The organism is Colwellia sp. BRX10-4 (assembly GCF_014077465.1).
GTDB lineage: Bacteria > Pseudomonadota > Gammaproteobacteria > Enterobacterales > Alteromonadaceae > Colwellia_A.
In genome coordinates, this window is the sequence record NZ_JACGVZ010000008.1 from 32,435 (window position 1) to 50,306 (window position 17,872).

Below are 17,872 nucleotides of genomic sequence, written 5' to 3' on the forward strand. Positions count from 1 at the left end.
ATATTTTCATAACTTTCAAGCTTCATCATAGTGTTCGCATAGAGTTTATATTTTTTTTCTGCGATAATTTACGCCTTGAAATTGAATGCTAACTTAAAAAAGATGTAAACATGAGTATAAATCCTGATACTAAAAATAAGAGTTCTGCTGATAAAAATATTAAAAGTGCTTTTGCACAGCGCTTTAGAGGTTATTTCCCAGTAGTCATCGATGTTGAAACAGCAGGTTTCAATTCACAAACTGATGCTTTATTGGAAATAGCAGCAACAACTTTATCGCTAGATGAAAGTACAGGTCAATTCTCTCTTGATGAAACAATTCACTTTAACGTAGAACCTTTTGAAGGCGCCAACTTAGAGCAAGCGGCATTAGAGTTCACTGGCATAGACCCAACAAACCCATTACGTGGTGCTGTTGATGAAAACAAAGCGTTAACAGAAATTTTTAAGTTAATTAGAAAAAAGATGAAAATTGCCGGCTGCCAGCGTGCCGTTATGGTTGCTCATAATTCCGCTTTTGATTTGGGGTTTGTCAATGCAGCCGTTGAACGTTGTTTAATAAAGCGATCACCCTTTCATCCTTTTGTTAGCTTTGATACCACAACATTATCTGGTTTAGCGCTTGGACAAACTGTTCTTGCAAAAGCCTGTTTAGCCGCAGGGTTAGACTTCAATAACAGTGAGGCTCATTCGGCATTATACGATACCGAAAAAACCGCTGAGCTTTTTTGTTTTATTGTTAATAAATGGCAAAAAATGGGGGGGTGGCCCCTAGCAATAGCCGATGAAGAACAACAAGATAGTGATACAACGACATGCGATTAAAATAATTTAGCTGAGCTACTGCGGTTATTATGTCGGCACAATAGATTTCTAACCGCTAAAACTATCAAAGTGAATGCAAAAAATTGAAAGAGTGAATTTTTGGTGACCATCAGAGTAAATACCCCAATAACGTTGTAAATATAGGGTAAATATTCATAGAAGAGTTCAGGTGTTTTATTTTTTATGCCGAGTTTTTTTTGTTTATCGAGTCTTCGACGAGCCGAACGAGTAACTAATGTAACACAAGCAGCACTGTAGAATAGTCCCGCAGAAATAAGCATAGGCAATGTCATATTAAAGGCAAGTAAATAACCACTCACAATAAAATACGCGAACGGTAAGTTCTCATAAAGCGTCTTAGGTACAAACAAAACGATTCCAGAAATCAATAAGGTGATAAATTAAGTGTAGGTTGATTTTCAACTTTTGATTAGCTTAATTTTAAACACTGTCACTTTCTATTATTTATCCTCTTTAATAAAGCCACCGTTACCCTAATACTGAAATAAACTCGCAACAAACACCGTCATCCTGAACTTGTTTCAGGATCTCGCCGTTGACAAAACAAAACCAGATACTGAAATAAATTCAGCATGACGACCTCAAGAGCCAGTAATTTATATACTTAAATACAACTCACAAAGACACCGTCATCCTGAACTTGTTTCAGGATCTCGTCGTTGACAAAACAAAAAAAAGATACTGAAATAAATTCAGCATGACGACCTCAAGAGCCAGTAATTTATATACTTAAATACAACTCACAAAGACACTGTCATCCTGAACTTGTTTCAGGATCTCGTCGTTGACAAAACAAAACAGATACTGAAATAAATTCAGCATGACGGGATCAGGAGCCAGTAATTTATATACTTAAAAAAAACTCACAAAAAGCACCGTCATCCTGAACTTGTTTGAGGTTCTCGTCTTTGAAAAAACAAAAAACAGATACTGAAATAAATTCAGTATGACGGGATTGAACATCGTCACTCTTTGTCATCCTTGGCACCGTGACATACCGTTCTTCCTGAACATCTTCACTCTTTGCCATCCTTGGCACCGTGACATACCGTTCTTCCTGAACATCTTCACTCTTTGCCATCCTTGGCACCGTGACATACCGTTCTTCCTGAACATAAAAAAACCGCAATTAAGCGGTTTTTTTATTACTTTTAATGATTACATCGGCTAACTAAAGCCTAAGCTTTTATCTTAAAGCTTGTCAGCATTGTTTGCTAAGTAAGATGCAACGCCTTCAGGAGAAGCAGTCATACCTTTATCACCTTTATTCCAGCCAGCTGGACAAACTTCGCCGTGATCTTGGTGGAATTGTAATGCGTCAACCATACGGATCATTTCATCAACGTCACGACCTAATGGTAAATCGTTAATCACTTGATGACGTACATTACCTTCTTCATCAATTAAGAAAGAACCACGAAATGCAACACCGTCTTCAGGATGTTCAACATCGTAGGCTTTACAGATTTCATGCTTTGTATCAGCAACCAAAGTATATTGTACCGGGCCAATACCGCCTTCGTTTACTGGAGTGTTACGCCATGCGTTATGAGAAAATTGTGAATCGATAGAAACACCAATAACTTCAACACCACGGCTTTTGAATTCTTCCATACGGTGATCAAAAGCTAATAACTCAGACGGACAAACAAAAGTAAAATCTAGAGGGTAGAAAAACACTACGGCTTTTTTACCTTTAATTGCTGTCGATAACGTAAAGCTATCAACAATTTCGCCACTACCTAAAACTGCTGCTGCAGTAAAATCTGGTGCTGCACGGCCAACTAATACACTCATTTTTTTCTCCAATATTTTTATTAAATTGATTTAAATCATAAAACTGACGTACATCTATTATTGAGACGATAAGGTGATTTTCAACTTACTTTTCATCTTTTTTAATAAAAAATTTAGCTAACGTCAGTTTCTAAAATGATATTAAGCTTTTTCTTCAGAATTATTTTTTTCTGCAGCTTCTTTGATCAAGGTTTGTAATTCACCTTGTTGGAACATTTCCATAATGATGTCACAACCACCGACTAATTCACCGTCAACCCATAATTGTGGGAATGTTGGCCAATCAGCATACTTTGGCAATTCGGCACGAATATCAGGGTTTTGTAAAATATCAACATAAGCAAATTTTTCACCACACTGCATTAGTGCTTGTGATGCTTGTGAAGAAAAGCCACAGCTAGGCAATTTAGGAGAACCTTTCATATAAAGCAAAATAGTGTTTTCAGAAAGTTGTTCTTTGATACGTTCAATAGTTTCCATGGGATACCTCTAATTACGACCGAAAAAACCTCGATCTTTACAATATAAAATTTAGTGTTTATTACTTTGATTAATGGAGTCTGACACTAAAATAATCAAGGTAATAAAGACTAAAAAGCACTTATTTAGTAGAATAAACAATAACAGGCTTGATATTTACACTGGCAAAACCTATATAAATGGGTACACTAGTCAGGCTTTAATAATACCTGACTAGTTTACTAGGTTTTAACTGGTTTTTAAATAAAAGCACACAACTTCTTTATTTTTGCGCAAAAATAAATTTGTATAACCCATTTCTGGAGAAACTAATGGCTATTGAATTACCCGCATTACCCTATGCACAAGATGCACTTGTACCACATATTTCAGCTGAGACACTTGAGTTTCACTACGGTAAGCATCACAACACTTATGTTGTAAAGCTTAATGGATTAATTGAAGGTACTGATTTTGAAGGCAAGTCTTTAGAAGACATCGTAAAGACTTCATCAGCAGGCATTTTCAATAATGCAGCACAAATTTGGAATCACACATTCTACTGGAACAGCTTAAGCCCTAACGGCGGCGGTGAACCAACAGGCGCTTTAGCTGATGCGATCAATGCAAGCTTTGGTTCTTTCGCTGAATTTAAAACAAAATTTACTGAAAGTGCAATCAACAACTTTGGTTCAAGCTGGACATGGTTAGTGAAAAAAGCAGATGGTAGCCTTGCTATCGTTAACACTTCAAATGCTGCAACACCATTAACTGATGAGAGCGTTACACCGTTATTAACAGTAGATTTATGGGAACATGCTTACTACATTGATTACCGTAATCTTCGTCCAAGCTACATGGCTGGTTTTTGGGCATTAGCTAACTGGGATTTTGCTGTGGCAAACTTCGCATAATTTATATTCATTAAAGATTGATTTATTAACCTTTAATGAATAATTTTATTAAAAACCAGAGTATCTACTTTGGTTTTTTTATGCATAAAATTCAATAAAAGTGTCCTTTTTTTTAATTCAATATAAAAGATTTCTATAATTTCCTCTTTGCTTACAAAAAAAACCTCTAATTATTCTCTCCCTTAAAAAATACCGTCTAGACTTAATGGTAGACATACTCGTTTCAATGCAAAGTTTAGTGTCTTGTTGAAGCGATTATCGATAGTTTCTTGGTCTTATTTGAATGAGTTAAACAATATCGACTTTGTACTACGGTAAGTTTTTACTCATCTGCAAATTTTTTCCCTTATGGAGGCAGTTATGAGTATTTTTCAGCATTATCAATCACGTTACGATGAAGCTAAAGAAGAGAACTTTAGTATTCAAGAGTTTTTAGCTATTTGTCAAAAAGACAAACTTGCTTACGCCACCGCTTCTGAGCGCTTATTAAAGGCCATCGGCGATCCTGAAATGATAGACACCTCAAATGAACCTACCTTAAGCCGTATATTTTCTAATAGGGTAATTGCTCGCTATCCTGCCTTTAAGGACTTTTATGGCATGGAAGACGCTATAGAGCAGATTGTTGCCTACCTTAAACATGCTTCGCAAGGATTGGAAGAACAGAAACAAATTCTTTATTTATTAGGGCCTGTGGGGGGAGGGAAATCATCATTAGCTGAAAAATTAAAAGCATTAATGCAGCAAGAGCCTATCTATGTGCTCAGTGCTAATGGCATAAGAAGCCCAGTAAATGACCACCCCTTTTGTTTATTCGACGCAAATGCAGATGGTAAGATATTAAAGAAAGAATATAAAATACCAGAACGTTATTTAAAGACCATTATGTCGCCATGGGTGGCTAAAAGGCTACATGAATATCAAGGTGATATTGCAAAATTTGAGGTGGTTAAGTTATATCCTTCAATTCTTGATCAAATAGCCATTGCAAAAACAGAGCCTGGTGACGATAACAATCAAGATATTTCAGCCCTTGTTGGTAAAGTTGATATTCGACAATTAGAGCACTTTTCACAAAATGACCCTGATGCCTACAGTTATTCAGGCGCATTGTGTCGAGCGAATCAAGGCATGATGGAATTTGTCGAAATGTTCAAAGCCCCCATTAAAGTATTGCATCCGTTGTTAACAGCAACACAAGAAGGTAATTATAATCCAACAGAAGGCTTATCAGCCCTGCCCTTTAATGGCATTTTGCTTGCGCACTCTAATGAGTCAGAATGGCAAACCTTTAGAAATAACAAAAACAACGAAGCCTTTTTAGACCGCGTTTATATGGTCAAAGTCCCTTACTGCATGCGGGTTTCTGAAGAAGTAAAAATTTATAAAAAATTACTCGAAAACAGTGAATTAAAAAATGCACATTGTGCGCCAGATACGTTAGAAACCTTAGCAAAGTTTTCGGTACTATCACGTTTAAAAAATCCTGAGAACTCTAGTATTTATTCTAAAATGCGCGTTTATGACGGCGAGAGTTTAAAAGACACCGACCCAAAAGCTAAATCGTATCAAGAATACCGTGATTATGCGGGGATGGATGAGGGTATGTCTGGGCTATCAACACGTTTTGCTTTTAAAATATTATCACGCGTTTTTAACTTTGATCATTTAGAAGTTGCCGCAAACCCAGTACATTTATTTTATGTACTCGAGCAACAAATTGAACGAGATCAATTACCCCAAGAAGCAGCCGAACGGTATTTAGAATTCATTAAAGGTTACTTGTCAGCCCAATACATAGAATTTATTGGCAAGGAAATTCAAACGGCTTATCTAGAGTCTTATTCTGAATATGGACAAAACATCTTTGATCGCTATGTCACTTATGCTGATTTTTGGATACAAGACCAAGAGTATCGCGATGCTGAAACTGGACAGCTTTTCGACCGAGAAGCCTTAAATAATGAATTAGAAAAAGTTGAAAAACCTGCAGGCATTAGTAACCCTAAAGATTTTCGTAATGAAATTGTCAATTTTGTATTACGTGCTAAAGCGAATAACAACGGTAAGAACCCCAACTGGGCAAGTTACGAAAAACTCCGCACGGTTATTGAGAAAAAAATGTTCTCGAATACTGAAGATTTATTACCCGTTATTTCCTTTAACACCAAAACATCGAATGACGACCAGCAAAAACATGACGATTTTATAGAACGCATGATGAGTAAAGGTTATACAAAAAAACAAGTGCGGTTACTGTCAGAGTGGTATTTACGCGTAAGAAAATCTTCTTAACTTGTACTTTATTGTTTTAAAAAGCCAATAAAGTAGGAGGAAAATATGGCGAATTTTATTGATAGACGCTTAAATAGCAAAAACAAAAGCACGGTTAATCGCCAGCGTTTTATTAAACGCTATAAAAGCCAAATAAAGAAATCCGTTGAACAAGCGATTAATAAACGCAGTGTTACTGATGTTGATCGTGGTCAGGACATTACCATCACCAAAAAAGATTTATCTGAACCTGTTTTTCACCAGGGCAGAGGGGGTGTTAAAGATAGAGTTCACCCGGGTAATGACCAATTTTCAACTGGCGATCAAATCAAACGCCCTCCTCCGCAGCAAGGACAAGGTAGCGGTGAATGTGATGCCAGTAACACTGGTCAGGGAGATGATGATTTTATTTTTTCTATTTCTAAAGATGAATATTTGAACTTACTTTTTGAAGATCTTGAATTGCCAAATTTAAAAATGAACCAATTAGATACGTTAATTGATTATAAGACTGTTCGCTCTGGTTATTGTGCTGAAGGCGTCCCTTCAAATATAGATATTGTAAAATCGCTACAGGGATCAATAGCAAGACGTATTGCCATGACATCAACCAAGCGTAAAGAGTTGAAAGTCCTTGAACTTGCCTTAGCAGCATTAATGGCTGATAAACATGATCATGTCCAAAAAATTAAAGACCTAAACAATCAGATCGATATGCTTAAAGGTAAAATCAGTAAAGTCCCTTTTATTGACACCTTTGATTTACGTTTTAGAAACTATGCAAAACAAGCCCTACCTACATCAAAGGCGGTGATGTTCTGTTTAATGGATGTTTCAGGATCTATGGACCAAGCCACTAAAGACATTGCCAAACGTTTTTATCTCTTATTGTATTTGTTTCTCACCCGCACCTATAAAACAATTGATGTGGTCTATATTCGACACCACACACAAGCAAAAGAGGTTGATGAAGAAGAGTTTTTTTATTCGCAAGAAACTGGCGGCACTATTGCTTCAAGTGCATTAGATTTAATGATTAAAATAATGGATGAGCGTTATAAGGAAAACGAATGGAATATTTACGCAGCGCAGGCCTCTGATGGTGATAACTGGGCCGATGACTCTCCTCGTTGTCAAAAGTTACTCACTGAACATATTCTACCTAAAGCACGCTACTTTAGTTACATTGAAATATCACAACGACCTCATCAAACACTTTGGCAGCAATACCAAGAAATTGCAGCCTATACAGAATATTTTGCAATACAACATATTAAAAGCGTTGAAGATATTTATCCTGTTTTTAGAGAGCTTTTCAAGAAAAAACAGAGTAGCGCAGCCTAAGTAAATAATGGCAAAGGAGGCAAATAATGGACAAACGTAAACCCTTAAGTGACCAATGTGACTGGAATTTTGACTTACTTGATCAATATCAAACTGAAATTGCACGGGTTGCAAAGCATTATCGATTGACTACTTACACCAACCAAATTGAAGTGATCACCGCAGAGCAAATGATGGATGCATACGCTAGTGTCGGTATGCCTATTGGATATAACCATTGGACATTTGGTAAAAAATTTATTCAAACAGAGCAAAACTATAAACGTGGTCAAATGGGCTTAGCCTACGAAATTGTTATCAATTCTGATCCTTGTATTTCATATTTAATGGAAGAGAATTCTATGACCATGCAAGCACTCGTCATAGCACATGCTTGTTACGGACATAATTCTTTTTTTAAAGGTAATTATTTATTCCAAACCTGGACTGATGCGAGCTCAATAATTGACTACTTATTGTTTGCTAAAAACTACATTAGCGAATGTGAACAAAAATTTGGCATTAGTGAGGTTGAATCATGCTTAGATGCTTGTCATGCATTAATGAATCACGGAGTTGACCGCTATAAACGTCCACAAAAAATATCATTAGAGGAAGAGTTACAACGTCAAAAGGACCGTGAAGCATATTTACAATCGCAGGTGAATACATTGTGGCGAACATTACCGAAAAACAAAGGTGATGCTAAGAATAAGAAACCGACATTTCCAAATGAACCGCAAGAAAATATTTTATATTTCATTGAAAAATATGCGCCGTTACTAAAACCATGGCAAAGAGAAATTGTACGCATTGTTCGAAAAATCTCACAATACTTTTATCCACAAAAACAAACACAAGTCATGAACGAGGGCTGGGCCTGTTTTTGGCATTACACACTGTTAAACCATTTATATGATGAAGGTCTAGTCACCGATAAGTTCATGATGGAATTTTTACATAACCATACCAATGTTGTCGCACAACCCAATTACAACAGTCCTCATTATTCTGGCATTAATCCTTATGCGTTAGGCTTTAATATGTTTATAGATATTAGAAGAATATGTGAACACCCAACAGAAGAAGATAAACGATGGTTTCCAGAAATAGCCAACAGTAATTGGCTAGATACTTTACATTTTGCCATGGAAAATTTCAAAGATGAAAGCTTCATTAGTCAGTATTTATCACCAAAACTAATGCGCGATTTCAAGCTGTTTTATTTACACGATGATGAAAAAGAAAATTTTATTGACGTGGCGGCTATTCACAATGAAAGTGGCTACAAAAAAGTAAGAAGCGCGTTATCTGAACAGTATAATTTGAGTAATCTAGAGGTTAATATTCAGGTAACAAATGCTGACATTGATGGTGACCGATCGCTAACATTAAAATATACACCACACCAAAATGTTCCGCTAGATGATTCAAAAGATGAAGTAATGAAACATTTATACACCTTATGGCAATTTAACGTGCAGTTAGTGCAGAACAATGAAGAGGGGGATGAAGAAGTTATTGCACAATATCCAGAATGAGAGAGCAATGAAGATAATTAAAGGCAAGTTAACCCTTGCCTTTAATCACTATAGATAATTTATTCTGATAACTCTTTTAATACGTCATCTTTAAGTTCTAGCCAAAGTTTCCCTGACTCAATACCATATTTACGTACGGCAAATATAGATTCATCAAATTTATTTTCGCTGGCTAGTTCAATTAATTTTTTATAATAGTCGCGTGAAATTTCACGACCTTTAGGATGCGCAAAATATAGAGTCCCTAAACGAGAGTACAAGCCTCTAAAACCATTTAAAATCAGTAGATATATAGAGTTTCCAGAAGCAACCACTAACTCTTTATTTAATCGGTAATCAAATTCAGCAAAGGCTTCACCGTTATCTTCAACGTCTTCATAGGCTTTAATGAGCTCAATAGCCTTTTCAGGATTATTTTTAATCGCGCCACGAATGTAAATGGCACTGATATTTGTCCGAGCTGACATTAAATTGTCAACTAGATCAGGTATGCCTTCTTGATCAAGTTGAGCCAAGGTTTCAAGAATATTTAAACTAGAGGTTTCCCAAAAGTTATTCACTTTAGTGGGTTTACCGTGCTTAATAGTCAACCAGCCATCTCGTGCTAAGCGCTGTAAAACTTCACGTAACGTGGTACGTGTAACGCCAATGAGTTCAGATAACTCTCGTTCAGCCGGAAGTATAGAACCGGGGGGGAAACCACCGTTCCAAATAGACTCAACAATATATTGCTCTGCAAACCCTGCTGGGCTATGTGCTTTGATAACCATACTGCTCCACACAATATCTTAATCTTAAAATTTTAACTGATTGTACCAGAACATCTATTTGGTACAAGCGGATAAATTCGACGTTACTGCTAACTTCGATCACTTATGTGGCTTTTTAGTGGCAACCTCACGCTATATTTTGTGAAAAACAACAGAGCTAAACCCTATTTATTATCGGCTGCAGAGAGATAAGCCTATAATTTATGAATAATAAATAGTTTCATTTGTAGATAAAGTCAGTAAGTCAAAATGCAATTTAGTATTTAGTTTTTAAGTCAATACTGAACTAATGTCTAACAAACTATTAATATTCAAAGCTAATGCCTGATAAGAAGCGATGAATTAAGTCAAGAAAACACCCCCTAGTGAAATTTTTCTCTTATTAAGCACTTTTTATGCAGAAACATCGACTAACTCAATAATTTAGCAATATCAACATGCTATATTCTGCGAAGTCGTACGAGAAATCTATAATTAGCATACTAATTCTGAATTTATAGTTCAATCGATGATGTTTAACGCAGGGTTAAAGTGTGTATTTGTAAAGGCAATATTTAATACTGCAAGGTCGAAGCATGTTAAGCAAAACAGCAATTCAATAAATATCACTGCTGCTAAGTTATTAAATAATATAAAGGGCTTATGCCTGATATTATCAGAAGAAAAGGACACGATTACGCTATATAAAGATAGATTATTTACAAGCTTTTCAATTGCACTTAAACTACTATGCATTTTTTACCAATATAATAAAAAATAGTTCCATTCAAGACGACAAAAAATCGTCATATTCTTAAAACAAACAGGCCAATTATGCAACAATCCTTCATGAGTGCATTTTATAAAAACTTTCTTGGCAACTCGCCAGAGTGGTACAAACTGGCAATTATTTCATTCTTAGTGATTAACCCTATCCTCTTCTTCTATGTTGACCCCTATGTTGCAGGTTGGGCATTAGTCATAGAGTTTATATTCACTTTAGCAATGGCATTAAAATGTTACCCGCTGCAACCCGGCGGTTTATTGGCGATTGAAGCTATTGCCATAGGTATGACTTCACCGGCTCATGTAAAACATGAATTAATGATTAACTTCGAAGTAATTCTACTGCTGATTTTTATGGTTGCTGGAATATATTTTATGAAGAGTTTATTGCTCTTTTTGTTCACGAAAATAGTCACTAAGATCCGTTCAAAAATAGTGGTGTCATTATTATTCTGTTTTTCAGGGGCCTTTTTATCAGCCTTTTTAGATGCACTAACCGTCATTGCGGTAATTATCAGCGTTGGCCTAGGTTTTTATTCTGTCTATCATAAAGCTGCCTCTATAGGTGAAGACCATCCCCATGACAATCCCGATGATGATGATATAAAAAGTGATTTACAAAGCTTTAGAGGGTATTTACGTAACCTATTAATGCACGCGGGTGTTGGTACCGCTTTAGGTGGTGTATGTACTATCGTGGGCGAGCCACAAAACTTGATTATTGGTCAGCAAGCCGGTTGGGATTTCATTGAATTCACCATTCGGATGTCGCCCGTTACTATTCCTGTATTTGTTTCCGGTTTAATCACATGTGCTTTATTAGAGAAGTTCAAATGGTTTGGTTATGGTTTTGCCCTGCCAGAAAATGTTTATCAAATATTAGGTGACTTCGACATTGAAGAAAGTAAAAAACGCAATAAAAGTGATAATGTAAAATTAGTCGTACAAGGGTTAATCGCCGTTTGGTTGATTGTTGGTTTAGCATTACATTTAGCACCAGTTGGCTTAATTGGTTTATCCGTTATTATACTTGCAACCGTTTTTACAGGTGTAACTGAAGAACATCAAATTGGCCATGCCTTTGAAGAAGCATTACCTTTTACCGCGCTATTAGTGGTGTTTTTGTCCATCGTTGCCGTTATTGTTGACCAACAATTATTTACGCCAGTCATCACTTGGGTATTAACTTTTGAAGGTAACATGCAATTAGTCATGTTTTATTTAGCTAATGGCCTATTATCTATGGTCAGTGATAACGTATTTGTTGGCACGGTATACATTACTGAAATTGAAAAAGCACTGTCTTCAGGAATAATAAACCGTGACCAATTTGATTTACTTGCGGTTGCTATTAACACAGGCACTAACTTGCCAAGTGTTGCGACACCAAATGGTCAAGCTGCGTTTTTATTCCTATTAACTTCAGCGCTTGCTCCCTTAGTTAGATTGTCATATGGCCGTATGGTTATTATGGCTTTCCCTTATACTATCGTATTGACCATTGTTGGTTTACTTGCTATTTCTTCAGGTCATTTAGAGCAATCGACACAAGATTTTTATGACTCGGGTTTAATTAAGCATCACACAACTAAAGGTGGGACTTCTTCTTCACAAGGGCACTAAAGTTAACATTTAGTAGTTTTACTGTTAACTTTTATCAATAAAGCGCCCTTTTGGCGCTTTATTGATGCTAATGATAAAAATCATTTTTGTACCAAACAAAAATAAGTACTAGCAACTATCACGCTAATGTCACGATTACATCAATTGGATGTGTCAATATGTGACCCAGCTTTAGTTAACTAAACGACAATCTAAAATAGCAACATTGAACATGATTAAGGAAAACTTTTGAAATTTTTAAGTGATTTATCGGTAAACACTCGCGCTTGGCAATTACTTAGCCTAACCGTTTTTGGATTAGAATTATTGGCTCTTTATTTTCAATACGTAATGGGATTAGCTCCTTGCATTATGTGTATTTACCAAAGAACAGCATTATGGGGAATATTCTTTGCTGGCATAGTTGGTAGCATGGGCAATAAAAATATTGTCTTACGATCAGTCGCATTTACACTCTGGGGGGGTGCCGCTATATGGGGGTTATTAATTGCCATTGAGCACGTTGAAATTCAATCAGCTACATTATCATTTCTCTATAGTTGTGAGTTTGTACCTAACTTTCCAAGTTGGGCCCCATTACACGAATGGTTACCTTCGTTATTTGAAGCAACGGGAGATTGTGGTGATATTAATTGGCAATTCTTCGGCTATACGATGCCACAAATGATGATTGTTGTTTTTGGTAGTTTTACTGCTGCGCTAGTGGTTATTCTATTAGCTCAACTGATTAATAAAAAATCCCTGTGATCATTTAAAATGTCGAATTAATCGCTGCTTTAATGAAGGGTCACAGAACAGAGTAGTCACTTTATAAGGCCTTTATTGGCCTTCAACAACCTAACTACTCTAATTATATTAAGTATAGTCTCACAATGGGGCCATTGCTGCTTAAGTGATAAAAACATGTCTATATTACTCACTGTTATCGTATCAACATTCCTTGCCGGTTTAGCTATGCCACTAGGTGCTGTTCTAGCCTACGTAGAAAAAATTGGCAATGACTGGCTTGAGCAAGAGCTCAGACATAGCGTTATGGCTTTTGGTGGCGGAGCGCTGTTGTCAGCAGTTGCCTTAGTTTTGGTACCCGAAGGTATAGAAAGCCTTGATATATTACCCGCATGCATTTGGTTTATTGTTGGTGGGTTTAGCTTTATGGCACTAGATATTTATCTTAAAAAAATAGATACACCTGCTAGTCAACTAGCAGCAATGCTTGCTGATTTTATTCCAGAATCAATCGCACTTGGCGCAGCATTCGCAACAGGAAGTAGTAGTGCATATTTGCTAGCTGGTTTAATTGCCTTACAAAACTTACCAGAAGGATTTAGCGCTTATCGTGAGTTAAGTGCTTCTTCAACTTATAAACCGCAAAAAATTATCATGGTCTTTGCTTTAATGGCAATACTTGGGCCTATCGCAGCAATTTCTGGCTATTTATGGCTATCGGAGTCCCCCAAAATTATTGGCGCGGTTATGCTTTTCGCTTCTGGCGGAATTCTTTATTCAATATTTCAAGACTTGGCACCACAAGTGAAATTAGAAAATCATTGGGCTCCACCAATGGGCGCTGTGTTAGGCTTTACTCTCGGCATGTTAGGGCTAATGTTAACAGCAACATAAATCATAATGGCATTATAATAGAACCATAATTTACCATTACATTTATGCTAGGTAATGAAGATAAAGGGGCTAAAGTTTAGCCCCTTATTTTTGTTATAACAAAAATAAATAGCAAACCATTGCTATTAAACAAGACAAGATAAAACTTAATATTGCCCCTTCTTTCACCATATCTTTAATTTCAAGTTCACCCGTACCATAAGCAATTGCATTAGGCGCAGTAGCAACAGGCAGCATAAAAGCGCAACTCGCGCACATAGCCGCGGGCACCATTAATACCATGGGGTCGTAACCAGCAGAGGTGGCAACTACAGCCAAAATAGGCATAAGCAAAGTTGCTGTCGCGGTATTACTGGTAATTTCTGTAAGGTAAGTAACCACTAAACAAATTGTCAGTACCATCACAATTACCGGTAAATTAGCCAACGAAGACAGCCATTCGCCTAGTATCTGGCTTAAACCTGATTCAACAAACCCTTTAGCAATGGCAATACCACCAGCAAATAACAACAACATTCCCCACGGTATTGATTTAGCAGTGTCCCAATCAAGCAGGCGCGAGCCCTTACCATTAGGGATTAAAAACATTAACACAACGGCGAATAAAGCGACGGTACTGTCACCCGCAATTTGAACATTTAATAGGTCACTCCATCCACCAAAGGGCTCTGAGCGAGTGATCCATGCGAGTGCTGTAAGGCCAAAAACCCAAAGCGTTCTTTTTTCTTCACTTCGCCATTCGCCTTGCGCGGGTAACTTTATTTCATGGTCGAGTTTTACCTTTCTTGTTAGCCAGAATGCCATAATAGGTAAAGCGATTAACACTATCGGAACGCCTATTTTCATCCATGATAAAAACCCAAATTCTCGGCCCGTATTTTCTTCATATATGCCCATAAAAATAACATTGGGTGGCGTACCAATCGGGGTACCAATACCGCCAACCGACGCAGCATAGGCAATACCTAAAATTAAAGCGACTTTAAGTTCTTTGTTATCTACATGAGTAAGTATAGCTAATGCAATCGGCAGCATAATCAACGTCGTTGCGGTATTTGAAATCCACATACTTAATAAAGCAGACGCTAACATAAAACCAAAGACTAATCGCCGCCCACTTGAAACGCCGACTAACTTAACCATGTAAACAGCAAGTCTTTGGTGTGCTCCACTTTTCTCTATCGCTTTAGAGAGCATAAATGCGCCCATTAACAATAAAATAACGTGACTACCTAATGATGAAGCTACTGTTTTATGATCAACAACCCCCAGTAGTGGCAGCAAAGCAAAAGGGACTAAAGATGTAGCAGGAATGGGTATCGCTTCACTGACCCACCAAATAACGGTGAGTAATGTTATTGCCGCCGCAGTTGCGGGTTTTTCTGCTAAGCCTAACCAAAGTAGCAAAAAGTAAAAACCAAAGGCTAGCGCGGGTGCTAAGACAATAAAACTTTGTTTAGTTAACTTCATTTAACTCTCTATTTTTATTATTTTAAGAGGACGATAAGGTTATTTTATAAGTATTCGGCTAATGCTTGTCGAGCATGTTGCCAATGAGTATTTGCCTTTAACTCATTGAGCCCAGTCGTAGACGTTTTCAATAAACGTAATAAGCGCTGATTACTTTCTTCATCAATAATAATATTGGCATGGTCAATGACATCTATACAGCTATCTCGGTTATTACACAGTAATAGCATGTCGCAACCTGCTTGTTGGGCTGCTTCAGCACGTTCAACATACCCACCAACACATGCAGCACCTTCCATCGATAAATCATCACTGAAAATAACACCACTAAAGCCAAGTTGCTTACGCAAAATATCTTTGAGCCAGTAAGGAGAAAAACCGACTGCTTCGGGGTCAACGTCAGGAAAAATAACGTGGGCAGGCATTAATGCATCGACTTTATTGTTATTAATTAACGTTTTAAAAGGTAACATATCAACAGCAAATATTTCATCACGTGAACGAGAGTCAATAGGTAACGCAAGGTGTGAATCTGCTTCAACACTGCCATGACCAGGAAAATGCTTCCCCGTAGCCTTCATGCCAACCAAATGTAAGCCATCGACAAAAGCACTGGCGAGTTGACAAACAATTTCTGGATTTTTATGAAAAGCTCTATCGCCAATAACAGCACTAATATCGTTTATATCAAGAATAGGTGCAAAACTGATATCAATACCGACGGCTTGAACTTCTAATGCCATTAATATTGCACTTTGTTTAGCCAGCTCTTGCGCCACACTAATATTTTCTTCGGCAAAGTGCCAAATTTTACCCATTGCCGGAATAAGAGAGAAGCCATCACGAAATCGCTGAACTCGACCACCTTCATGGTCAACGGCAATAATCAATGGCTTTTTAGCGGCACGGTGGATGTCAGCAGTTAATTCAGCAATTTGTTCAGGAGATTCATAATTACGAGTAAATAAAATTAACCCGCCAACAAGAGGATGTTGCAGAAGCTCTTTGTCTTCTGCCGTTAAAGATGTGCCAAGCACATCCAGCATAATAGGACCCATATACACACTTTGAAGATGATAAGTTTTTGATGTTGCTACTTTACCTAAATCAATAGTAATTACAAAGGCTGATATTGATATATAACGGTGATACCTGAAAATTATCGCTGACAGATTGAAGTATCACGGATATATCATATCAAAATGATAAAAGAGTCAGATTAAAGTAAAGGAGCAGCAACACCTGCGGCGACATAAGGGATAACTTGTTTAATCACGCCGGCAATATCCATATTACGATCAAAATCACTTTTAGCGATATCAATTAAAGCATCACTCGAAGACATGGTAAAAACCACTGTGCCCATAGTGAAGTGCAAACGCCAAAACATTTCCTCAGCAGTAAGCTCTGGATAAGCTTTTTGCACCGCTTTAACAAAGTTATTAATAACGCCTGGGTATTGTGTCGTTAAGAACCAGCGCAAAAAGCCTTGGCTATCGCTATAACCTCGTCCTAATAATTGTAAAAAATTACTGGTACCATTTTCTTTAAATTCATTTAATGATAACAAGGGTTCAATAAAAGCTGAAAACACTTCAAGTAAGGTTAAATCATCTTGTTCGCATATATTCACTAGCGATAATTCTAAACGGGGTGAAAGCTCGTTCATATAACGAGACATTACTGATTTTATTAACTCTTTTTTAGAGCCGAAATGGTAATTAACCGCGGCTAAATTAACTTCTGCTTGGCTAGTAATTTCTCTTAATGATGTGCCATTAAAACCTTGCGTCGCAAATAATTTTTCTGCTGCATCTAAAATTTTGTTTTTTGTACTCATGTGCCAACGGTACCTCTTACCTGCGCCCTAAATGAAAATATTCATCATTAATTAAGCCTAGTTTAAACAAGCGTTTGAAATAACGCAACAATGAATATACAGATCAATCTATTTTCATTTTAATTCAATGAGATAGCTTGATTTTTGGTATGACTACCTCCTCTATTAACCTATTCACAGCCAGATGAATATCGCAGCGTTCACAATACAGAGCAAACGTTGTTATATTCGCAACAACCGCAATGTAGATCTTTACGTTTTATTGAAGCGAATGTTGAAGCAAACAATGTACTGGAGATGGCTTTCAGTTCAGCCCATGAATAAAAGTTAAACCCTAGCATTAAATTCTCCCTTTATAAGCCTAATTTGACTTTAGTCACATTCGCTAAGGTTAAGTTTAAGTTTACACACTGAAAGTAAAGCGCATCATATGGCGATAAAAAAGCATTAAACGTAAAAGCGTTTGGTGCTTTTTTATCGAAACAACTAAAACGTTTAGATACTTTGTTACTTCCCTATTGGCTTATCTGATTTAATCTACATAGGAGATGTTAAATCCTAACTTTATTTAGCATTAACCGCATGAACATTTACCCGTTAGTTATCTAGTAAGATAATGAGTCAAATCTAC

General features: G+C 36.9%; 16 protein-coding genes. 8 read left to right on the top strand and 8 right to left on the bottom strand.

Annotated elements, in window-relative coordinates:
* Positions 1-110: 110 nt before the first annotated feature.
* On the top strand, positions 111-824 hold the full coding sequence (gene rnt, locus H4J67_RS08530; RefSeq protein ID WP_182203469.1) for a ribonuclease T: 714 nt from the start codon (positions 111-113) through the stop codon (positions 822-824).
* Here the strand turns inward: rnt and H4J67_RS08535 are convergent.
* The 4 genes from H4J67_RS08535 to H4J67_RS08550 form a co-directional block, all read right to left on the bottom strand.
* The gene (locus H4J67_RS08535) at positions 821-1,195 is read right to left on the bottom strand and encodes a hypothetical protein (protein ID WP_182175740.1); all 375 of its coding nucleotides are present in this window, start codon (positions 1,193-1,195) and stop codon (positions 821-823) included. The genes rnt and H4J67_RS08535 overlap by 4 nt on opposite strands.
* A 494-nt stretch (positions 1,196-1,689) precedes the next feature.
* Positions 1,690-1,926, bottom strand: a complete 237-nt coding sequence (locus H4J67_RS08540) for a hypothetical protein (protein ID WP_182203470.1) — start codon at positions 1,924-1,926, stop codon at positions 1,690-1,692.
* 110 nt (positions 1,927-2,036) lie between these two features.
* Complete coding sequence (locus tag H4J67_RS08545; protein ID WP_182175738.1) at positions 2,037-2,642, bottom strand: peroxiredoxin; 606 nt, start codon at positions 2,640-2,642, stop codon at positions 2,037-2,039.
* 141 nt (positions 2,643-2,783) lie between these two features.
* A complete protein-coding gene (locus H4J67_RS08550) occupies positions 2,784-3,122 on the bottom strand; it encodes a Grx4 family monothiol glutaredoxin (protein ID WP_070376459.1) in 339 nt (112 codons plus the stop codon).
* Between the two features lie 311 nt (positions 3,123-3,433).
* Here H4J67_RS08550 and sodB point away from each other — a divergent pair, with 311 nt between their 5' ends.
* The 4 genes from sodB to H4J67_RS08570 all read left to right on the top strand — a co-directional run bounded on the left by sodB (position 3,434) and on the right by H4J67_RS08570 (position 9,153).
* Entirely contained in the window at positions 3,434-4,015 is a 582-nt protein-coding gene (gene sodB, locus H4J67_RS08555; protein ID WP_182175737.1) for a superoxide dismutase [Fe], read from the top strand.
* Between the two features lie 360 nt (positions 4,016-4,375).
* Entirely contained in the window at positions 4,376-6,310 is a 1,935-nt protein-coding gene (locus H4J67_RS08560; RefSeq protein ID WP_182175736.1) for a PrkA family serine protein kinase, read from the top strand.
* 45 nt (positions 6,311-6,355) lie between these two features.
* Positions 6,356-7,633: a YeaH/YhbH family protein gene (locus H4J67_RS08565; RefSeq protein ID WP_182203472.1), complete on the top strand. Its 1,278-nt coding sequence runs from the start codon at positions 6,356-6,358 to the stop codon at positions 7,631-7,633.
* Positions 7,634-7,659: 26 nt separating this feature from the next.
* A complete protein-coding gene (locus H4J67_RS08570; RefSeq protein ID WP_182175734.1) occupies positions 7,660-9,153 on the top strand; it encodes a SpoVR family protein in 1,494 nt (497 codons plus the stop codon).
* A gap of 59 nt (positions 9,154-9,212) precedes the next feature.
* On the opposite strand, the gene fadR is transcribed toward H4J67_RS08570, so the two are convergent.
* Positions 9,213-9,923 carry a fatty acid metabolism transcriptional regulator FadR gene (fadR, locus tag H4J67_RS08575; RefSeq protein WP_070376454.1) on the bottom strand — a complete coding sequence of 237 codons (711 nt, stop codon included), beginning with the start codon at positions 9,921-9,923 and terminating at the stop codon, positions 9,213-9,215.
* A gap of 813 nt (positions 9,924-10,736) precedes the next feature.
* Between fadR and nhaB the strand changes: the two genes are divergently transcribed.
* The 3 genes from nhaB (at position 10,737) to H4J67_RS08590 (ending at position 13,931) form a co-directional block, all read left to right on the top strand.
* Positions 10,737-12,311 (top strand): sodium/proton antiporter NhaB, encoded by a 1,575-nt coding sequence (nhaB, locus tag H4J67_RS08580; protein WP_182203473.1) that lies wholly within the window; start codon positions 10,737-10,739, stop codon positions 12,309-12,311.
* Positions 12,312-12,539: 228 nt separating this feature from the next.
* Positions 12,540-13,058, top strand: a complete 519-nt coding sequence (gene dsbB / locus H4J67_RS08585; RefSeq protein ID WP_182175732.1) for a disulfide bond formation protein DsbB — start codon at positions 12,540-12,542, stop codon at positions 13,056-13,058.
* Positions 13,059-13,214: 156 nt separating this feature from the next.
* Positions 13,215-13,931, top strand: a complete 717-nt coding sequence (locus tag H4J67_RS08590) for a ZIP family metal transporter (protein WP_182203475.1) — start codon at positions 13,215-13,217, stop codon at positions 13,929-13,931.
* Positions 13,932-14,024: 93 nt separating this feature from the next.
* Here H4J67_RS08590 and H4J67_RS08595 read toward each other — a convergent pair whose 3' ends face one another.
* From H4J67_RS08595 to H4J67_RS08605, 3 genes are all read right to left on the bottom strand, one after another.
* Positions 14,025-15,401, bottom strand: a complete 1,377-nt coding sequence (locus tag H4J67_RS08595) for a DASS family sodium-coupled anion symporter (RefSeq protein WP_182175730.1) — start codon at positions 15,399-15,401, stop codon at positions 14,025-14,027.
* A gap of 44 nt (positions 15,402-15,445) precedes the next feature.
* A complete protein-coding gene (gene nagZ / locus H4J67_RS08600; RefSeq protein ID WP_182203477.1) occupies positions 15,446-16,459 on the bottom strand; it encodes a beta-N-acetylhexosaminidase in 1,014 nt (337 codons plus the stop codon).
* Positions 16,460-16,620: 161 nt separating this feature from the next.
* Positions 16,621-17,241 (bottom strand): TetR/AcrR family transcriptional regulator, encoded by a 621-nt coding sequence (locus H4J67_RS08605; RefSeq protein WP_070376448.1) that lies wholly within the window; start codon positions 17,239-17,241, stop codon positions 16,621-16,623.
* Positions 17,242-17,872 lie beyond the last annotated feature (631 nt).

What these genes read in the sequence shown, in the direction of transcription:
- rnt (WP_182203469.1), top strand. Translation starts at nt 111, where the DNA reads ATGAGTATAAATCCTGATACTAAAAATAAGAGTTCTGCTGATAAAAAT.
- H4J67_RS08540 (WP_182203470.1), bottom strand. Translation starts at nt 1,926, where the DNA reads ATGGCAAAGAGTGAAGATGTTCAGGAAGAACGGTATGTCACGGTGCCA.
- H4J67_RS08545 (WP_182175738.1), bottom strand. Translation starts at nt 2,642, where the DNA reads ATGAGTGTATTAGTTGGCCGTGCAGCACCAGATTTTACTGCAGCAGCA.
- H4J67_RS08550 (WP_070376459.1), bottom strand. Translation starts at nt 3,122, where the DNA reads ATGGAAACTATTGAACGTATCAAAGAACAACTTTCTGAAAACACTATT.
- sodB (WP_182175737.1), top strand. Translation starts at nt 3,434, where the DNA reads ATGGCTATTGAATTACCCGCATTACCCTATGCACAAGATGCACTTGTA.
- H4J67_RS08560 (WP_182175736.1), top strand. Translation starts at nt 4,376, where the DNA reads ATGAGTATTTTTCAGCATTATCAATCACGTTACGATGAAGCTAAAGAA.
- H4J67_RS08565 (WP_182203472.1), top strand. Translation starts at nt 6,356, where the DNA reads ATGGCGAATTTTATTGATAGACGCTTAAATAGCAAAAACAAAAGCACG.
- H4J67_RS08570 (WP_182175734.1), top strand. Translation starts at nt 7,660, where the DNA reads ATGGACAAACGTAAACCCTTAAGTGACCAATGTGACTGGAATTTTGAC.
- fadR (WP_070376454.1), bottom strand. Translation starts at nt 9,923, where the DNA reads ATGGTTATCAAAGCACATAGCCCAGCAGGGTTTGCAGAGCAATATATT.
- nhaB (WP_182203473.1), top strand. Translation starts at nt 10,737, where the DNA reads ATGCAACAATCCTTCATGAGTGCATTTTATAAAAACTTTCTTGGCAAC.
- H4J67_RS08590 (WP_182203475.1), top strand. Translation starts at nt 13,215, where the DNA reads ATGTCTATATTACTCACTGTTATCGTATCAACATTCCTTGCCGGTTTA.
- H4J67_RS08595 (WP_182175730.1), bottom strand. Translation starts at nt 15,401, where the DNA reads ATGAAGTTAACTAAACAAAGTTTTATTGTCTTAGCACCCGCGCTAGCC.
- nagZ (WP_182203477.1), bottom strand. Translation starts at nt 16,459, where the DNA reads ATGGGTCCTATTATGCTGGATGTGCTTGGCACATCTTTAACGGCAGAA.
- H4J67_RS08605 (WP_070376448.1), bottom strand. Translation starts at nt 17,241, where the DNA reads ATGAGTACAAAAAACAAAATTTTAGATGCAGCAGAAAAATTATTTGCG.